Raw genomic sequence first — 18,664 nt, 5'->3', positions numbered from 1 at the left:
CGCCAGGACACGGCCGCGACATGCACGGCGCCGGAGCGTTCGCAAGACTCTGTCACAGAGCGGCTCACATGGCCGGGGCGGCATGCCCCTTCGCTATGCTGAAACCACACGCGCGCCCCGCGCCGATCCCCCTTCTCCAGTCCGGACAAGGCTGCGGCACGGCCCTCGTCGGGCGCATCTTCATGAGAGAGGCGGTCCCGTGTCGGAACTGCGTTGGGATGAAATCGATCGGCGCGCGGTGGACACCGCTCGTGTTCTTGCGGCGGACGCCGTGGAGAAGGTGGGCAACGGCCACCCGGGCACGGCGATGAGCCTGGCGCCGGCGGCGTACCTCCTCTACCAGCGCGTACTGCGCCACGACCCCGCCGACACGCACTGGCTTGGCCGCGACCGGTTCATCCTGTCGGCCGGTCACTCCTCGCTGACGCAGTACGTGCAGCTCTACCTGGGCGGCTTCGGCCTCGAGCTCGATGATCTGAAGTCGCTGCGCACGTGGGGCTCGAAGACCCCCGGCCACCCCGAGTACGGTCACACCGCCGGTGTCGAGATCACGACCGGCCCGCTCGGCCAGGGCCTCGCCTCCTCGGTCGGCTTCGCGTACGCCGCCCGCTACGAGCGCGGCCTGTTCGACCCCGAGGCGCCCGCGGGCACGTCGCCCTTCGACCACTTCGTGTACGTCATCGCCGGCGACGGCGACCTGCAGGAGGGCGTGACCAGCGAGGCATCCTCGCTCGCTGGCCACCAGCAGCTCGGCAACCTCATCGCCATCTACGACTCGAACCAGATCTCGATCGAGGACGACACGAACGTCGCCTTCACCGAGGACGTCGCGAAGCGCTACGAGTCCTACGGCTGGCACGTGCAGACGGTGGACTGGAAGAAGACCGGCGAGTACGTCGAGGATGTCGCAGAACTGCACGCCGCGCTGGAAGCGGCCAAGGGCGAGACCGGCAAGCCGTCGCTCATCATCCTGCGCACGATCATCGGCTGGCCCTCGCCGGGCAAGCAGAACACCGGCAAGATCCACGGCTCAGCCCTGGGCGCGGACGAGCTCGCCGCGACCAAGAAGGTGCTCGGCTTCGACCCCGAGCAGTCGTTCGCCGTCGCGGACGACGTCATCGCGCACACCCGCTCGCTCGCCGAGCGCGCCGCCGCGGACCGCGCCGCATGGCAGGAGTCGTTCGACGCCTGGGCGGCGGCCAACCCGGAGCGCAAGGCGCTGCTGGACCGTCTCCTGTCGGGTGAGCTGCCCGACGGCATCCAGGGCGCCCTCCCCTCGTTCGAGGCCGGCAAGGACGTCTCCACCCGCGCGGCGTCCGGCGTCGTCATCAATGCGCTGGCCGCCGAGCTCCCCGAGCTGTGGGGCGGATCGGCCGACCTCGCCGAGTCGAACCTCACCACCATCAAGGATGCGAAGTCGTTCATCCCGTCGGAGTGGTCCACGCACGAGTGGTCGGGCGACGCCTACGGCCGCGTGCTGCACTTCGGCATCCGCGAGCACGCCATGGGCGCGATCGTCAACGGCATCAAGCTGCACGGCCCGACCCGTCCGTTCGGCGGCACGTTCCTCATCTTCAGCGACTACATGCGTCCCTCGGTGCGCCTGGCCGCGCTGATGGACATCCCGTCGATCTTCGTGTGGACCCACGACTCCGTCGCCCTCGGAGAGGACGGCCCCACGCACCAGCCCGTCGAGCAGCTCGCGACACTGCGCGCCATCCCGAACTTCGCCGTCGTGCGTCCGGCCGACGCCAACGAGACCTCGGCCGCGTGGCTCGAGCTGCTGCGCCGCAGCGCCGGCCCCGCCGGCATCGCGCTCACCCGCCAGAACATCCCGGTGTTCCCGCGCGGCGAGGGCGAGGCATCCGGCGAGACCTTCGCTTCGGCGGACCACGTCGCCAAGGGCGCGTACGTGCTCGCGGAGGCCCCGAACGGCACGCCCGACGTGATCGTGATCGCCACCGGCTCCGAGGTGCAGCTGGCCGTTCAGGCCCGCGAGACCCTCGCCGCCGAAGGAGTGAACGTCCGCGTCGTCTCGGCGCCGTCGCTGGAGTGGTTCGCCGAGCAGGACGAGGCGTACCGCGAGTCCGTCCTCCCCGCCGCCGTCACCGCGCGCGTCTCGGTCGAGGCGGGCTCCGCGCTCACCTGGCGCGGCATCGTCGGCGACAAGGGCCGCTCCGTCGCCATCGACCACTTCGGCGCCTCCGCCGACTACAAGACCCTCTTCGAGAAGTTCGGCATCACCGCCGACGCCGTCGTCCAGGCGGCACGTGAGACTCTCGCCGCCGCGACGGCGGGGAACTAAGGAGCAACACGCATGAGCACTCCCACTGAAAAGCTCTCCGCCGCCGGCGTGAGCATCTGGCTGGACGACCTGTCGCGCGATCGCATCACGTCGGGCAATCTGACCGAGCTGATCAGCACCCGCAACGTGAGCGGCGTGACGACCAACCCCACGATCTTCCAGGGCGCCATCGGCGGTGGCGGACACGCCTACGCCGAGCAGATCGCGCAGCTGGCGGCCAAGGGCGCGTCCGTCGACGAGGCGATCTTCGCCGCCACCACCGACGACGTCCGCGATGCGGCCGACATCTTCCGACCCGTCTACGACGCCACGAACGGCGTCGACGGGCGCGTGTCCATCGAGGTCTCCCCCGACCTCGCGCACGACACCGACGCGACCATCGCGCAGGCCAAGGAGCTGTGGGCCAGCGTCGGCCGCCCGAACGTGCACATCAAGATCCCGGCGACCAAGGCGGGTCTTCCGGCGATCACAGCCGTGCTCGCCGAGGGCATCTCCGTCAACGTGACGCTGATCTTCAGCCTCGAGCGCTACGCCGAGGTCATCGACGCCTACCTGTCGGGCATCGAGCAGGCCCGGGCGAACGGCCACGACATCTCGCAGATCCACTCGGTGGCGTCGTTCTTCGTGTCGCGCGTGGACACCGAGGTCGACAAGCGCCTCGTCGCGATCGGCGGCGACCGGGCCGAGGGCCTGAAGTCGCTGGCGGGCGTCGCGAACGCGCGCCTGGCCTACGAGCTGTACGAGAAGGAGTTCGCCACGGACCGCGCGAAGGCGCTGACGGATGCCGGAGCCCACCCGCAGCGCCCGCTGTGGGCGTCGACCGGCGTCAAGGACCCCGCTCTCCCCGACACCCTCTACGTGACCGAGCTCGTCGCTCCCGGCACCGTCAACACGATGCCCGAGAAGACCCTCGAGGCGACCTTCGATCACGGCCAGATCGCCGGCGACACCGTCACCGGCACGTACGACGCCGCGCACCAGGTCTTCGCTGACCTCGGCGCCGTCGGAGTCGACTTCGCCGATGTCACCCAGGTGCTCGAGGACGAGGGGGTCGACAAGTTCATCGCTTCGTGGCACGACCTGCAGGCCACCGTCAAGGCGGCCCTCGAGGGCGCCCCCGAGGTCGCACGATGAGCTTCGACATCCACCTGAGCGGACACGTCAAGTCGGTCGTCGAAGAGACGCTGCCGGCCCTGGTGTCGAGCCTTGTGGCGTCGGGCATCACGGCGGGCGACGGAACGCTGTGGGGACCGGCGGCCGAAGAGGAGGCATCCAAGCGACTCGGATGGGTCGAGGCCGTCAGCGTCTCGCGCCCGCTCGTCCCGCAGATCGAGGCCCTCCGCCAGCAGCTCGCCGCCAAGGGCGTGACGCGCGTCGTGCTCGCCGGCATGGGCGGCTCGTCGCTGGCTCCCGAGGTCATCGCGCAGACCGCGGGCGTTCCGCTTGTCATCCTGGACTCGACCGCCCCGGGCCAGGTGCTCGCTGCTCTCGACGGCGACGCCCAGCAGGGCGACCTGTCCCAGACCGTCCTTGTGGTGTCGTCGAAGTCCGGCTCCACCGTCGAGACCGACTCCGCCAAGCGCGCCTTCGAGGCCGCTTTCCGCGACCTCGGAATCGACCCCGTCGAGCGGATCGTCGTGGTCACCGACCCCGGCTCGCCGCTCGACCAGGCGGCTCGCGCGGACGGCTACACGGTCTTCAACGCCGATCCCACCGTCGGCGGCCGCTACTCGGCGCTCACGGCCTTCGGCCTCGTGCCGAGCGGTCTCGCAGGGGTCGACATCGCCGAGCTGCTCGACGAGGCGGAGGCGACGCTCCTCGAGGTCGCGATCGACAGCCCCGACAACCCCGCGCTGGTCCTCGCCGCCGCGATCGCCGGCGGCGAGCCCCGCCGCGACAAGCTCGGCCTCATCACCGACGGCACCCACATCGTGGGGCTCCCGGACTGGATCGAGCAGCTCGTGGCCGAGTCCACGGGCAAGGAAGGCACCGGCATCCTGCCCGTCGTCCTGCTGCCGGTGTCGCCCGAGGTCGAGAGCAAGCCCGCCGACCTGCAGATCGTGCGCCTGGTCGACGAGGCGAAGAAATTCCACCTGTTCGAGCACCACCAGGACGAGGTGCTCATCAGCGGCTCGCTCGGGGCGCAGTTCGTCGTGTGGGAGTACGCCACGGTGATCGCGGGACGGATGCTCGGCATCAACCCGTTCGACCAGCCCGACGTCGAATCCGCGAAGATCGCGGCGCGCGGCCTGCTGGATGCCCGCCCCGAGCCGACGCAGCCGGCCTTCGCGGTGGACGGCGTCGAGGTGCGCGTCTCCGACCCGGAGCTCGCCGCCTCGGGCACCGTCGCCGGCGTGCTGGACGCGCTGTGGGCGCGCCTGCCCGAGGACGGGTACGTGTCGATCCAGGCCTACGTCAACCGCCTCGAGCTGGACCAGCTCCAGGGCCTTCGCGAGCTCGTCGCGGCGGATTCGGGCCGGCCGACGACCTTCGGCTGGGGTCCGCGGTTCCTGCACTCGACCGGGCAGTTCCACAAGGGCGGGCCCGCCAACGGCGTCTTCCTGCAGATCCTCGAGCAGACCGACGTCGATCTCGAGATCCCGGGGCGTCCGTTCACGTTCGGCCAGCTCATCCAGGCCCAGGCAGCCGGCGACGCCAGCGTCCTGGCCGACGGACACGGCCGGCCGGTCGTCACGCTCACCCTCACCGACCCGCGCATCGAAGTGCTCTCGCTCTTCGAGGCCGCCCAGTAGGAGACCCTCTCTTCGATGACTGTCGAGATCTCGCGCGGGCACAACCCGCTGCGCGACCCCGAAGACCGTCGCCTCAACCGCATCGCCGGTCCGAGCGCGCTGGTGATCTTCGGGGTGACGGGAGACCTCTCCCGCAAGAAGCTCATGCCCGCCGTCTACGACCTCGCCAACCGCGGTCTGCTGCCCCCGGGGTTCGCCCTGGTCGGCTTCGCGCGCCGTGACTGGGAGGACCAGGACTTCGCGCAGGTCGTGCACGACGCGGTGCGTCAGCACGCGCGCACGGAGTTCCGCGACGAGACCTGGCAGCAGCTGCTGCAGGGCATCCGGTTCGTGTCGGGCGAGTTCGGCGACCCCGACGCGTTCCGGCGCCTGCGCGAGACGGTCGAGAAGCTCGATGTCGATCGCGGCACGATGGGCAATCACGCCTACTACCTCTCGATTCCGCCGAAGGACTTCGCCCTCGTCGCGGAGCAGCTGCGCGCGTCGGGCCTCGTCGACGACACCGCCGACCAGCCGGATCGCTGGCGTCGCGTGGTCATCGAGAAGCCGTTCGGGCACGACCTGAAGTCGGCTCAGGCGCTCAACGACGCCCTGCGGTCGACCTTCCCGACGGACTCGATCTTCCGCATCGACCACTACCTCGGCAAGGAGACGGTCCAGAACATCCTGGCGCTGCGCTTCGCCAACGAGCTGTACGAGCCGATCTGGAACCGCAACTACGTCGACCACGTGCAGATCACGATGGCCGAGGACATCGGCGTGGGCGGACGGGCGGGCTACTACGACGGCATCGGAGCGGCGCGCGACGTCATCCAGAACCACCTGCTGCAGCTCATGGCGCTCACCGCGATGGAGGAGCCGATCTCGTTCGACGCGAAGAACCTGCGCGCCGAGAAGGAGAAGGTGCTCGCCGCCGTCACCCTGCCCGACGACCTGTCGCGCTCGACCGCGCGCGGTCAGTACGCCGGCGGCTGGCAGGGCGGCGAGAAGGTGCTCGGCTTCCTCGAGGAAGAGGGCATGAACCCGCAGTCGACCACGGAGACCTACGCGGCCATCACGCTCGAGGTCAACACGCGGCGCTGGGCGGGAGTTCCGTTCTACCTGCGCACCGGCAAGCGTCTCGGTCGCCGCGTCACCGAGATCGCCGTGGTGTTCAAGCGCGCCCCCGAGCTGCTGTTCTCGCGCAGTCAGACCTCCGGGCAGGGGCAGAACGCCCTCGTGATCCGCGTGCAGCCCGATGAGGGCGTCACGATCCGCTTCGGCTCGAAGGTGCCGGGGGCCGGCGCGCAGGTGCGCGACGTGACCATGGACTTCGGCTACGGGCACGCCTTCACCGAAGCGAGCCCCGAGGCGTACGAGCGCCTCATCCTCGATGTCCTGCTCGGCGACCCGCCGCTGTTCCCGCGCCACGAGGAGGTCGAGCTCTCCTGGAAGATCCTCGACCCGATCGAGGAATTCTGGACCGCACAGGGCGGCCCGCTCGAACAGTATTCGCCCGGGTCGTGGGGCCCGGCGTCCGCGGACGAGATGCTCGCCCGCGATGGCCGCACCTGGAGGCGCCCGTGATCGTCGATCTGCCCGACACCACCGTCAGCAAGATCTCCCGCGCTCTGGTCAGCGTGCGAGAGGAGGGCGGGGCTGTCGCACTCGGCCGCGTGCTGACCCTCATCATCCTCACGCGCGAGGGCGCCATGGAGGAGGTCATCGAGGCCGCCAACGACGCGTCGCGCGAGCATCCCATGCGCGTCCTCGTGCTGCTCATCGGCAACGGCGACGAGGCGGACTCGTGCCTGGACGCCCAGATCCGCGTGGGCGGCGACGCCGGCGCGAGCGAGGTCGTCACCCTGCGCGTCACGGGCGAGGCGGGCCGCTCCAACCTCGAGTCGCTCGTGACCGGCCTGCTGCTGCCCGACGCGCCCGTGGTGGTGTGGTGGCCGAACCGCACGCCCGAGAACACGTCCAAGACGTCGATCGGGCGCATCGCACAGCGGCGGATCACGGATGCCGCCACCAAGTCCGATCCGTCGGCATGGGTCGCCGGCCTCGGCGATCAGTACGCCCCCGGCGACACCGATCTCGCCTGGACGCGCCTCACGCGGTGGCGCGAGCAGCTCGCCGCGATCCTCGACCAGCCGCCGTACGAGCCCGTGACGGCCGTACGCGTGCGCGGTGCCTCCGACTCCCCCTCGACCGCCCTGCTGGCGGCGTGGCTGCGCCTGGCACTCGATGTGCCCGTGGACTGGGCCTACCTCGACCCCGAGGAGTGGCCGCACGGCATCAAATCGGTCAGCCTCGTTCGGGAGAGCGGCGAGGTGCTGCTCGAGCGTCCGACGTCCGGATCGGCGATCCTCACCCAGCCGGGCCAGCCCAGCCATGAGCTCGCCTTCCCCCGCCGCACGCTCCGCGAGTGCCTCGCGGAGGAGCTCCGCAGGCTCGACCCGGACGTCCTGTATGGTCGAGTCATCACCGAGGGATGGCAGCTGCTGGGCCCTCCGGCGACGAAGGAGACGCAGGGCGCATGAGCGAATCCGCGGTGAGTGACCCGCATGGTTGAGGCCTGGGCCGAGAAGCGGGTGGTCATCGCCGCCGACGGCCCGACGCTGGCTGAGGCGGTGGCGGCGCGATTCCTCAGCCGCGTCTCCAAGCGGGTCGAGGAGGGCAAGCTCGCGCACATCTCCCTCACCGGGGGCTCGATGGGCTCGGCGGTGCTGGCCGCCGCCGCGCGCAGCAGCCGTCTGCAGACCATCGACTGGTCGCGCGTCCACTTCTGGTGGAGCGACGAGCGCTTCGTGCCGCGGGCCCACGACGACCGCAATGAGAAGCAGGCTCGTGCCGCCCTCCTGGACGCGCTGGTCATCCCCGCCGAGAACATCCACGCGGCGGCGGCGAGTGACGAGGGCCTGGACCTGGATGCCGCCGCGGCGGCCTACGCCGCGGAGCTCGCCGCGTTCGGCGGAGCCGAGGACCCGTGGCCGTCCTTCGACGTGTGCTTCCTGGGCGTCGGACCCGACGCCCACATCGCCTCGCTCTTCCCTGATCGGCCGGAGATCCTGCTCACCGATCCGGCGGTCGTCGCGGTGCGCGACTCCCCCAAGCCTCCCCCGGAGCGCGTCTCGATGACGCGTCCGGTGATCAACAGCTCCAAGCGGGTCTGGATGGTGCTCTCCGGTGCCGACAAGGCCTCGGCCCTCGGCCTGGCCCTCGCCGGCGCGAGCTACGCCAGCGTCCCCGCCGCCGGCGCCAAGGGGCGCAAGCGCACGGTGTTCTTCGTCGACGAGGCCGCGGCGGCGAACGTGCCGCCGGAGCTCATCGACCGCGAATACTGACGAGACCGGGCCGGATGAGACAGAAGAGCGGATGCCGAGGCATCCGCTCTTCTTCGTCTGTGGCCGAGGGGTCGCTCAGCCCTGTCCGCGGCGCTCGCGCAGCTGCTTGAGCGCGTCGTCGAGGAGGGCATCGGCCTCTTCCTCGGTGCGGCGCTCCTTCACGTAGGCGAGGTGCGTCTTGTAGGGCTCGGTCTTGGCGACCGCCGGCGGGTTCTCCTTGTCGCGACCGGCGGGGAGGCCGGAGTGCGGCGAGTCGATCGTCTCGGGGATCTCCTCTTCGGGGATGCCGGCGGCGAAGTAGCGCACCGTCTCGTTGCCGAGCGCGTCCCAGTACGAGATCGCGATGCGGTCCGCGTGGAATCCGTGGTCCTGCTCGCCCATCGGCCCCGCGCCGACACGCGTGCCGCGGATGGCGTTTCCTCCGGTGGCCATCAGATGCTCTGGAACTTCGTGATGAGGCCGAGAGCCACGATGGCGACGAACCACGCCAAGGCGAGGATCACCGTGAACCGGTTGAGGTTGCGCTCAGCGAGACCCGACGAGCCGAGCGCCGACGTCATGCCGCCGCCGAACATGTCGGACAGGCCGCCGCCGCGCCCCTTGTGGAGCAGGATGAGGAGGGTCAGCAGGAGGCTCGTGATTCCGAGGAGCACCTGCAGGACGAACTCGAGGATCTGCACAGTCGTTGAAGCCTTTCGCCGCGATCATTTCGCCGATCGCACAAGGGTCGAGTATACCGGTCAGACGCCGACGTGCTTCTGGTACCGGATGATCGCCGCGAACTCGTCGACGACGAGGCTCGCCCCGCCGACGAGCGCGCCGTCCACGTCGGGCTCCCGCATGAAGCTGGCGATGTTCGCCGCCTTGACCGATCCGCCGTAGAGGACGCGCGTGCGGGCCGCCGCATCGTCGCCGAGCTTCTCGGCGATCACGGCGCGGAGCGCCGCGCACACTTCCTGCGCCTGCTCGGGTGACGCCACCTGACCGGTGCCGATCGCCCACACGGGCTCGTATGCCACGACGATGTCGGCGTCGGAGGGAACGCGCTCCAGCGCCGTCTCCAGCTGCGCCACGGAGACGGCGGTGGGTCCGGTCTCCTCGCGCTGCTCCAGCGTCTCGCCGACGCAGATGACCGGCACAAGTCCGTGACGCAGTGCCGCCGGGACCTTCGCGGCGACGACCTCGTCGGTCTCCGCATGGTACTGACGGCGCTCGGAGTGGCCGATGATCACGTAGCGGTTGTCGAGCTTGGCAAGGAACGCGCCCGACACCTCGCCGGTGTACGCGCCGGAGTCGTGCGAGGAGATGTCCTGCGCACCGAGCGCGAAGGGGATCTTGTCGGCGTCGAGCAGCGTCTGCACCGTGCGCAGGTCGGTGAACGGCGGGAACACCGCGACCTCGACGGAGCCGTCCTCGTGCTTGGCGTCCTTGAGCGTCCAGTGCAGCTTCTGGACGAACGCGACCGCCTGCAGGTGGTCGAGATTCATCTTCCAGTTGCCCGCGATGAGCGGGGTGCGGGTCATGCCTGCCATCCGAGGACCTCCAGTCCGGGGAGCTTCTTGCCTTCGAGGAACTCGAGGCTCGCGCCTCCGCCCGTCGAGATGTGGCCGAATCGGTCGTCGGCGAAGCCGAGCTGACGCACCGCCGCGGCCGAATCGCCGCCGCCGACCACCGAGAGGCCGTCGACTTCGGTGAGCGCCTGGGCGACGGCCTTCGTGCCGGCTGCGAAGGGAGCCAGCTCGAACACGCCCATCGGGCCGTTCCAGAACACGGTCTTCGAGCCGCGCACGTGCGCAGCGAAGGCCGCGGCGGTCTCGGGTCCGATGTCGAGTCCGAGCCCCGATGCTCCGAAGGGGGTCTCCTCGATGGCGTCGGCTCGCGTGACCTGATGCTCGGCATCGGCACCGAAGGTCGACGCCACGACGACATCGGTGGGCAGGACGAGCTCGACGCCGGACTCCTCGGCACGGCGCATGTAGTCGCGCACCGTGTCGAGCTGGTCGGACTCGAGCAGGCTCGAGCCCACCGCGTGCCCCTGTGCCGCGAGGAAGGTGAACAGCATCCCACCGCCGATCAGCAGCCGGTCCACGCGCGGCAGGAGGTGGTCGATGACGCCGAGCTTGTCGCTGACCTTCGAGCCGCCGAGCACGACCGTGTAGGGCCGCTCGGGGTTCTCGGTCAGGCGGTCGAGGACGTCGAGCTCCTTCTCGATCAGGGTGCCCGCCGCGGAGGGCAGGATCTGGGCGAGATCGAAGACGGAGGCCTGCTTGCGGTGCACGACGCCGAAGCCGTCCGACACGAGCACGTCGCCGAGGGCGGCCAGCTCCTGCGCGAACGCGTGGCGCTGTGCATCGTCCTTGGCCGTCTCGCCCACGTTGAAGCGGAGATTCTCGATGATCGCGACGTCGCCGTCCTCGAGGGCGGCGACCGCCTCGTGGGCGGACTCTCCGACCGTGTCACGGGCGAACGCGACGGGCTTGCCGAGCAGCTCGGAGAGCCGCTGCGCCACGGGCTCGAGGCTGTACTTCGGATCGGGTGCGCCCTCGGGGCGGCCCAGGTGGGAGCAGACGACGACGCGGGCGCCGTCGTTGATGAGGCGGTTCAGCGTGGGGAGCGTGGCCCGCACACGGCCATCGTCCGTGATGATCCCGTCCTTGAGAGGAACATTGAGATCAGCACGGACGATGACGCGCTTGCCGGCCAGCGAACCCAGCGACTCGAGGGTGCGCAGAGCCATGGTGTGGTTTACAGGCTCTCGGCGACGTACTCGGTGAGGTCGACGAGGCGGTTCGAGTAGCCCCACTCGTTGTCGTACCAGGCCGAGACCTTCACGAGGTTGCCGCTGACGTTGGTGAGCTCCGCGTCGAAGATCGACGAGTGCGGGTTGCCCTGGATGTCGCTCGAGACGATCGGGTCCTCGGTGTACTGGAGGTAGCCCGCCAGGCGGCCGTCGGCGGCGGCGGCCTGGTAGGCCGCGTTGACCTGCTCGACGGTGAGGCCCTCGGTGGGCGTCACGATGGTGAGGTCGACGATCGAGCCGGTGGGGACGGGCACGCGGTACGACGAGCCGCTCAGCTTGCCGTTGAGCTCGGGCAGGACGTGGCCGATCGCCTTGGCGGCTCCGGTCGAGGCGGGGACGATGTTGATGGCGGCACCGCGCGCGCGGCGCAGATCGCTGTGCGGGCCGTCCTGCAGGTTCTGGTCGGCCGTGTAGGCGTGAGCCGTCATCATGAAGCCGCGCTCGATGCCGAAGGCGTCGTTGAAGACCTTGGCCAGGGGCGCGAGGCAGTTCGTGGTGCACGAGGCGTTCGAGATGATGACGTGGTTCGCGGGGTCGTAGTCGCCCTCGTTCACGCCCATCACGACGGTGACGTCGTCACCGGTGGCCGGTGCGGAGATCAGGACCTTCTTCGCGCCGCCGGCGATGTGCTTCTTGGCGTCCTCTGCCTTGGTGAAGCGGCCCGTCGACTCGATGACGATGTCGACGCCCAGCTCGCCCCACGGGAGGTTGGCGGGGTCGCGCTCCTCGAAGACCTTGATGGTCTTGTCGCCGACCGTGATCGAGTCCGCGGTGTACGAGACGTCCTCTGCGAGCACGCCGCCCACGGAGTCGTACTTCAGCAGGTGGGCCAGCGTCTTGTTGTCGGTGAGGTCGTTCACCGCGACGATTTCGAGGTCCGCACCCTGCGCGAGAGCTGCGCGAAGGTAGTTGCGTCCGATGCGGCCGAAGCCGTTGATGCCGATCTTGACAGCCACGGAGTTTCTCCTGAGATGTGTCGTGCGCGAGTGCGCGGTTGGTGCGATTCAGACAGTGGACAACGGCGTCCCGGCGGGCTGTCCCGCCGGGACGCCGCGCCTGCTATGACAGTACCAGCAGGCCCGACGTCTTCTGACGGGCGGCGTCGAGGCGCTGGGCGACGTTCTCCCAGTTGGCGATGTTCCACGCGGCCTTGACGTAGTCGGCCTTGACGTTGAGGTAGTCCAGGTAGAAGGCGTGCTCCCACATGTCCAGCTGGAAGACCGGCACGGTCCCCTGCGCGGTGTTGCTCTGCTGATCGAACAGCTGCTGGATGATGAGCTGCTCCCCGATCGGGTCCCAGCTGAGCACGGCCCAGCCCGAGCCCTGGATGCCCGTCGCGGCGGCGGTGAAGTGCGCCTGGAACTTGTCGAAGCCGCCGAAGAACTCGTCGATGGCGGCGCGCAGCTCGCCCTCGGGCTCGCCGCCGCCGTTGGGCGACAGGTTGGTCCAGAAGATCGAGTGGTTGACGTGTCCGCCGAGGTTGAACGCGAGGTCCTTCTCGAGCTTGTTCACGTTGGCGAGGTTGCCGCTCTCGCGGGCCTCGGCGAGCTGCTCGAGGGCGGTGTTGGCTCCGGTGACGTACGCCTGGTGGTGCTTGCCGTGGTGCAGCTCCATGATCTTGCCGCTGATGTGCGGCTCGAGGGCGGCGTAGTCGTAAGGGAGGTCGGGCAGTGTGTACTTCGCCATGTTCTCTTCTTCCTGTCGGCGCGCGCCGATCCCCGGCGCAGCGAGGGTGACGGGTTCATCCTACTGAGCACCAACGCGTCGATGAGGGGGTTGCTTCCCTCCATGACAGGATCTACCGTCAGCCCGGCCGGACCCGCCGGAGGGCGATAGCATCGCCCGATGACCACACCGGCGATCCAGCGCTGGGCTGCCTTCTCGGACGACCCGGACGGCGGCAATCCCGCCGGCGTCGTGCTGGCCGCCGACGACCTCTCCGACGCCGAGATGCAGGCGATCGCCGCCGATGTCGGCTATGCCGAGACGGCCTTCGTCTTCGGGGACGGGCGGGAGCGCGGCATCCGCTTCTTCTCCCCCGTCGCCGAAGTGCCGTTCTGCGGACATGCGACCGTCGCCTCCGGCGTGGCTCTGGCTGAACACCTCGGGGACGGCCTGTTCGTCTTCGCGACCCCCGTCGGCCGGGTCGAGATCGCGACGGGGACGGGCGGCGGGCGGCGCGCGTCGTTCACGAGCGTCGAGCCCTGGGTGGCCGAGCTCCCGCAGACCGATCTCGACGCCGTGCTCGACCTGCTCGGACTCGCCCGCGATGACCTGGACCCCGGGCATCCTCCCCGCCTCGCGTTCGCGGGCAACCCGCATCCGCTTCTGGTGATCGCCGAGCAGACGGTGTTCGACGGCTTCGCTTTCGATCCGCTCCGCGCGAGGGCGCTGATGGATGCCGCGGCCTGGCCGGCGACGATCATCGTGCTGCACGAGCTCGGCGACGGCGAGTGGGAGGCGCGCAATGTGTTCCCGGTGGGGACCATCACCGAGGACCCGGCGACCGGCGCGGCCGCTGCGGCCACCGGCGCCTACCTCCGCGCCACCGGGGCGGTGGCGCCGCCGGCCCGCGTGCGGATCCACCAGGGTCGGCACGTGGGAAGGCCCGGCCTCCTCGAGGTCGGGATCCCGGTCGGCGGAGGAATCACCGTCACGGGTGCGGCGGTGCGGATCGGCTGAGCCGGTCAGTCCTCGATGCCGGCGGGGACAGCGGACTCGGTCCCCGGGATGCCCTCGACCTCGGCCTTCTTGTCGGCCATCGCGAGGAGCCGGCGGATGCGGCCCGCCACCGCGTCCTTGGTGAGCGGCGGGTCGGCGTGGTGCCCGAGCTCGTCGAGGCTGGCGTCACGGTGGGCCAGGCGCAGGTCACCCGCCTCTCGCAGGTGGTCGGGCACGTCGTCGCCGAGGATCTCGAGCGCGCGCTCGACGCGGGCGCACGCGGCCACCGCGGCCTGAGCGGACCGTCGCAGGTTCGCGTCGTCGAAGTTCACGAGGCGGTTCACCCCCGCACGCACCTCGCGCCGCTGGCGCAGCTGGTCCCACTCCGCCGCGGCCTTCTCGGCGCCCATCGCGGCGAGGGCGGCGCGGATCGCCTCCCCCTCGCGCACGACGACGCGCGGCACCCCGCGCACCTCGCGCGCCTTGCCGGGAATGCCCAGCCGATGAGCCGCGCCGACGAGCGCCATGGCCGCCTCCGACGACGGGCAGGTGATCTCGAGGGCGGCGGAGCGGCCGGGCTCGGAGAGCGACCCGGATGCGAGGAACGCACCGCGCCACACGGCGGCGAGGTCCGCGCGCGAGCCGGTGGTGAGCTTGTTCGGGAGGCCCCGCACCGGGCGGCGCCGCTGATCGAGCAGGCCTGTCTGGCGCGCGAGCGTCTCGCCGCCCTCGATCACGCGCACGGCGTAGTGTCCGGCGCTGCGACCGCCGGACCCCTGCACGTGCACGAGCTCAGGGCGCACGCCGTAGAGCTCGACGAGGTCGCGGGCGGTGCGCCGCGCGAGCAGGTCCGAGTCCAGCTCCGCCTCGACGGCCACGCGGTTGGCGATCGAGTGCAGGCCGCCCGAGAACCGCAGGAGGGAGGTGAGCTCGGCCACCCGGGCCGTCGGGCGCGGGTCGCGCACGGTGATCAGCTCGGCCTTCACGTCAGCGGTCAGCGACACGGGACTCCTTCACGGGGATCGGTGGGAACGACGCTCCAGCCTAGTCGCGGGCGGGGCCGCGTGCGGAGCATCTCATTCCCGGCCGAGGTCACGGTGCTTCACACGCACTGCCACTCCGGGCACCGCGGCCAGCCGTTCGGCGAGCTCGCGCACCATCACGACCGAACGGTGCTTGCCGCCGGTGCAGCCCACCGCGACGACGGAATGCCGCTTGTTCTCGCGCTGGTAGCCGCTGAGCACCGGCTCCAGAGCGCGCGCATAGGAATCCAGGAACTCCCGCGCGCCCTGCTGCGCGAGCACGAACTCCCGCACCTCCTCGTCCTCGCCGGTGAGGGCACGCAGATCCTCGCTCCAGAACGGGTTCGGCAGGAAGCGCATGTCGGCGACGAGGTCGGCGTCGGGCGGCAGTCCGTACTTGAAGCCGAAGCTGAGGATCGTGAGGGTGTGACGGGCGGCGTCCTCCTCGGTGAACAGCTCCGTCACCTGCGTGGCGAGCTGGTGGATGTTGTACTGCGACGTGTCGATGATGACGTCCGCGGACTCGCGCACGGCCGCCAGTCGCTCGCGCTCGAGGCGGATGCCGTCGAGGATCGTCCCGTCGCCCTGGAGCGGATGCGGTCGCCGGACGGCTTCGAACCGGCGCACGAGCACCTCGTCCGAGGCATCCAGGAACACCAGCCGGATCTGGCGGCGCTCCCGCAGTGCCCGCATGGCCTCGGGCAGGTCGGCGAAGAGGTCACGGCCCCGGACGTCCACGACCACGGCGACCCGCGGCAGCACCCCGGCGGCGAGTTCGGTGAGATCCAGCAGGGGCCGCAGCATCTGCGGCGGAAGGTTGTCGACGACGTACCAGTCGAGGTCTTCCAGCGCGTTCGCAGCCGTCGAACGGCCGGCGCCGGACATGCCGGTGACGATCAGCACCTCGCCCGTCTCGCGGCGCTCCGCCTCGGCCATGACCACCCCCGTGGAGACCACCCTACCCACCGGAGAGGTGCGCATGGATTGCAGCGGCGAGCTTCGGACCGACGCCCGGCAGCTCGGCGATCTGCTCGGGAGAGGCGGTGCGCAGCGCCGCCACCGAGCCGAAGTGCCGCAGCAGCGCCTTGATGCGGGCGTCGCCCAGCCCCGGGACCTCGGCGAGCACGCTCTGGATGTCGCGCCGGCGCCGCTTGCGCTGGTGGGTGATGGCGAAGCGGTGCGCCTCGTCGCGCAGCCGCTGCAGCAGGTAGAGCGACTCGGACGTGCGCGGCAGGATCACGGGGAAATCCTCCCCCGGCAGCCACACCTCCTCGAGCCGCTTGGCGATGCCGCACAGCGCGATCTCCTCGTGCCCGGCGTCGCGCAGCGCGCGGGCGGCCGCCTCGACCTGCGGCTTCCCGCCGTCGACGACGAGCAGCTGGGGCCGGTAGGCGAAGCGGGGCCGCCGACGCTCCGTGACGACCTCGCCGTCCGCCGTCACGTCGGGATCGGGGGCCGCCTCGGCCTCCTCCGGGCGATCGAGGTAGGCCAGCCGGCGACGCAGCACCTGGTAGAGCGAGTCGGTGTCGTCCGTGGTCTCCTCGACCTTGAACGAGCGGTACTGGTCCTTCCGGGCGAGCCCGTCCTCGAAGACGACCATCGACGCCACGACGTTGGTGCCACCCAGGTGCGAGACGTCGAAGCACTCGATGCGCAGGGGCGCCTCGGCGAGCCCGAGCGCCTCCTGCAGGTCCGTCAGCGCCTGCGTCCGGGCGAGGTAGTCGCTCGTGCGGCGGGTCTTGTGCAGCATCAGCGCCTGCTGGGCGTTGAGCGACGCCGTGCGCATCAGCTCGGCCTTGCGTCCGCGCTGCGCGATCTGAATGGTCACGGACTTGCCTCGGCGGCCCCGCAGCCACTCCTCGAGATCGGCGGCGTCGTCGGGCATCGCGGGCACGAGCACCTGCCGGGGGATGTCGGCGCCCTCCGCGTTGCCGTAGGTGCGCTGGAGCACCTGGTCGACCAGGTCTCCCCCGGAGATGTCCAGCTCCTTCTCGATCGTCGTCGCGCGCACCCCGCGCACGCGCCCGCCCCGGATCACGAAGTGCTGGACGGCGGCCGCGAGCTCGTCCTCGGCGATGCCGAACAGGTCGGCGTCGGTGTCGGCGGCCAGCACGAGCGCGCTCTTGTTGAGCACCGCGTCGATCGCCTGCAGCCGGTCGCGGTACACCGCAGCGGCCTCGTAGTCCATGGCGGCGGATGCCTCGCGCATGCGCGCCGTCAGCTCGCGGGTGAAGCGCTGGTCGCCGCCGGACATGAACGCCACGAAGTCGTCGACGATCGCGCGGTGCTCCTCGATCGACACCTTCATCGAGCACGGGCCGCCGCAGCGGCCGATCTGCCCCGGGAAGCAGGGCCGCCCCGAGGCCATCGCCTTCTTGTACGACGAGTCGCTGCAGGTGCGGATCGGGAAGACCTTGATCATCAGGTCGATCGTGTCGTGCACCGCCCACACCTTCGGATAGGGCCCGAAGTACTTCGCACCCTTGATGCGGCGATTGCGCGTGACGATCACCCGCGGCGCCTCGTCGGCGAGCGTGATGGCCATGAACGGATAGGACTTGTCATCGCGGTACCGGACGTTGAACGGCGGATCGAACTCCTTGATCCACATGTACTCGAGCTGCAGCGAGTCCACGTCGCTCGCGACGACCGTCCACTCCACCGACGCGGCGGTCGTGACCATCCTGCGGGTGCGCTCGTGCAGCGTGCGCAGCGGCGCGAAGTAGTTCGAAAGGCGCGCCCGCAGGTTCTTCGCCTTGCCGACGTACAGCACGCGCCCGTCCGCATCGCGGAACCGGTAGACGCCGGGGTTGGTGGGGATCTCCCCCGGCTTCGGCTTGTACGAGACGGTGGGCGCGGAGCGTGGCATCGGGTCAGCCGGCCTTGCGGACCGCCTGCGACCCGCCGAGGACCTCGGCCAGGAAGGCGCCGGTGTGGCTTCCCTCGGTGCGCGCGACCTGCTCCGGTGTGCCGGTGGCGACCACCTGACCGCCTCCGGATCCGCCCTCGGGGCCGAGGTCGACGATCCAGTCGGCGCTCTTGATGACATCGAGATTGTGCTCGATGACGATCACGGAGTTGCCCTTGTCGACCAGGCCGCCCAGCACTTCGAGCAGCCGGCGCACGTCTTCGAAGTGGAGTCCGGTCGTCGGCTCGTCGAGCACGTAGATCGACCGCCCGTTGGACCGGCGCTGCAGTTCGGTCGCGAGCTTCACGCGCTGCGCCTCGCCGCCCGAGAGCGTCGTGGCGGACTGGCCGAGACGCACGTAGCCCAGGCCCACGTCGACGAGCGTGCGCAGGTAGCGATGGATCGCCTGGATGGGCTCGAAGAACTCCGCCGCCTCGGAGATCGGCATCTCCAGCACCTCGGCGATGTTCTTGCCCTTGTAGTGCACGGCAAGGGTGTCGCGGTTGTAGCGCTTGCCGTGGCAGACCTCGCAGTCGACGTACACGTCGGGAAGGAAGTTCATCTCGATCTTGATCGTGCCGTCACCCGAGCAGGCCTCGCAGCGTCCGCCCTTGACGTTGAAGCTGAAGCGGCCGGGCTGGTATCCGCGCGCCTTGGCCTCGGGGGTCTCGCTGAAGAGCGTGCGGATGCGATCGAACACGCCCGTGTACGTGGCGGGGTTCGACCGCGGCGTGCGGCCGATCGGACCCTGGTCGACGTGCACGACCTTGTCGAGCTCCTCGGTGCCGGTGACGCGCGTGTGCTTGCCGGCGACGCGACGCGCACCCGTGTGCCGCGTCGCGAGCACCGCGTACAGGATGTCGTTGACCACGGACGACTTGCCCCACCC

General features: G+C 70.3%; 16 protein-coding genes and 1 pseudogene. 7 read left to right on the top strand and 10 right to left on the bottom strand.

What is annotated here, in order from left to right:
- Nucleotides 1-199 precede the first annotated feature (199 nt).
- The 6 genes from tkt to pgl are packed head-to-tail and all read left to right on the top strand — an operon-like array spanning nucleotide 200 to nucleotide 8,384.
- A complete protein-coding gene (tkt, locus tag ACE3O1_RS04175) occupies nucleotides 200-2,305 on the top strand; it encodes a transketolase (protein WP_374312723.1) in 2,106 nt (701 codons plus the stop codon).
- A gap of 12 nt (nucleotides 2,306-2,317) precedes the next feature.
- A complete protein-coding gene (gene tal / locus ACE3O1_RS04170) occupies nucleotides 2,318-3,439 on the top strand; it encodes a transaldolase (protein WP_374312721.1) in 1,122 nt (373 codons plus the stop codon).
- Complete coding sequence (locus ACE3O1_RS04165; RefSeq protein ID WP_374312719.1) at nucleotides 3,436-5,058, top strand: glucose-6-phosphate isomerase; 1,623 nt, start codon at nucleotides 3,436-3,438, stop codon at nucleotides 5,056-5,058. The genes tal and ACE3O1_RS04165 overlap by 4 nt, the downstream gene beginning before the upstream one ends.
- A gap of 15 nt (nucleotides 5,059-5,073) precedes the next feature.
- Nucleotides 5,074-6,624 (top strand): glucose-6-phosphate dehydrogenase, encoded by a 1,551-nt coding sequence (gene zwf, locus ACE3O1_RS04160; RefSeq protein ID WP_374312717.1) that lies wholly within the window; start codon nucleotides 5,074-5,076, stop codon nucleotides 6,622-6,624.
- Nucleotides 6,621-7,580: a glucose-6-phosphate dehydrogenase assembly protein OpcA gene (locus ACE3O1_RS04155; RefSeq protein WP_374312715.1), complete on the top strand. Its 960-nt coding sequence runs from the start codon at nucleotides 6,621-6,623 to the stop codon at nucleotides 7,578-7,580. The genes zwf and ACE3O1_RS04155 overlap by 4 nt, the downstream gene beginning before the upstream one ends.
- 24 nt (nucleotides 7,581-7,604) lie before the next feature.
- Nucleotides 7,605-8,384, top strand: coding sequence for a 6-phosphogluconolactonase (pgl, locus tag ACE3O1_RS04150; protein WP_374312771.1), 780 nt, complete (start codon nucleotides 7,605-7,607; stop codon nucleotides 8,382-8,384).
- A 75-nt stretch (nucleotides 8,385-8,459) separates the two neighbouring features.
- Here the strand turns inward: pgl and ACE3O1_RS04145 are convergent, their stop codons facing one another.
- From ACE3O1_RS04145 to ACE3O1_RS04120, 6 genes are all read right to left on the bottom strand, one after another.
- Entirely contained in the window at nucleotides 8,460-8,816 is a 357-nt protein-coding gene (locus tag ACE3O1_RS04145) for an RNA polymerase-binding protein RbpA (protein WP_374312713.1), read from the bottom strand.
- Nucleotides 8,816-9,064, bottom strand: a complete 249-nt coding sequence (gene secG, locus ACE3O1_RS04140; RefSeq protein WP_374312711.1) for a preprotein translocase subunit SecG — start codon at nucleotides 9,062-9,064, stop codon at nucleotides 8,816-8,818. Before secG ends, ACE3O1_RS04145 begins: the two co-directional genes overlap by 1 nt.
- A gap of 60 nt (nucleotides 9,065-9,124) precedes the next feature.
- Nucleotides 9,125-9,916, bottom strand: coding sequence for a triose-phosphate isomerase (gene tpiA / locus ACE3O1_RS04135; protein ID WP_374312709.1), 792 nt, complete (start codon nucleotides 9,914-9,916; stop codon nucleotides 9,125-9,127).
- Nucleotides 9,904-11,121 (bottom strand): phosphoglycerate kinase, encoded by a 1,218-nt coding sequence (gene pgk / locus ACE3O1_RS04130; RefSeq protein ID WP_374312707.1) that lies wholly within the window; start codon nucleotides 11,119-11,121, stop codon nucleotides 9,904-9,906. Before pgk ends, tpiA begins: the two co-directional genes overlap by 13 nt.
- Before the next feature lie 8 nt (nucleotides 11,122-11,129).
- A complete protein-coding gene (gene gap, locus ACE3O1_RS04125; protein WP_374312705.1) occupies nucleotides 11,130-12,140 on the bottom strand; it encodes a type I glyceraldehyde-3-phosphate dehydrogenase in 1,011 nt (336 codons plus the stop codon).
- A 103-nt stretch (nucleotides 12,141-12,243) separates the two neighbouring features.
- The gene (locus ACE3O1_RS04120; protein ID WP_374312703.1) at nucleotides 12,244-12,870 is read right to left on the bottom strand and encodes a superoxide dismutase; all 627 of its coding nucleotides are present in this window, start codon (nucleotides 12,868-12,870) and stop codon (nucleotides 12,244-12,246) included.
- A 159-nt stretch (nucleotides 12,871-13,029) separates the two neighbouring features.
- Here ACE3O1_RS04120 and ACE3O1_RS04115 point away from each other — a divergent pair, with 159 nt between their 5' ends.
- Nucleotides 13,030-13,866: a PhzF family phenazine biosynthesis protein gene (locus ACE3O1_RS04115; protein ID WP_374312701.1), complete on the top strand. Its 837-nt coding sequence runs from the start codon at nucleotides 13,030-13,032 to the stop codon at nucleotides 13,864-13,866.
- A 5-nt stretch (nucleotides 13,867-13,871) separates the two neighbouring features.
- Here the strand turns inward: ACE3O1_RS04115 and whiA are convergent, their stop codons facing one another.
- The 4 genes and pseudogenes from whiA to ACE3O1_RS04095 form a co-directional block, all read right to left on the bottom strand.
- On the bottom strand, nucleotides 13,872-14,849 hold the full coding sequence (gene whiA, locus ACE3O1_RS04110; RefSeq protein ID WP_374312699.1) for a DNA-binding protein WhiA: 978 nt from the start codon (nucleotides 14,847-14,849) through the stop codon (nucleotides 13,872-13,874).
- A 72-nt stretch (nucleotides 14,850-14,921) separates the two neighbouring features.
- Nucleotides 14,922-15,803, bottom strand: coding sequence for an RNase adapter RapZ (gene rapZ, locus ACE3O1_RS04105; protein ID WP_374312768.1), 882 nt, complete (start codon nucleotides 15,801-15,803; stop codon nucleotides 14,922-14,924).
- Nucleotides 15,804-15,825: 22 nt separating this feature from the next.
- Nucleotides 15,826-17,736 (bottom strand): excinuclease ABC subunit UvrC, encoded by a 1,911-nt coding sequence (gene uvrC, locus ACE3O1_RS04100; RefSeq protein ID WP_374312697.1) that lies wholly within the window; start codon nucleotides 17,734-17,736, stop codon nucleotides 15,826-15,828.
- Nucleotides 17,737-17,740: 4 nt separating this feature from the next.
- A pseudogene (locus ACE3O1_RS04095) lies at nucleotides 17,741-18,664 on the bottom strand (excinuclease ABC subunit A); the annotation flags it as partial.

It is taken from the genome of Microbacterium sp., from assembly GCF_041909575.1.
Classification (GTDB): Bacteria; Actinomycetota; Actinomycetes; order Actinomycetales; family Microbacteriaceae; genus Microbacterium.
Note: the sequence above shows the minus strand (reverse complement) of the source record. Positions and strands in the feature narration are given on the sequence as shown.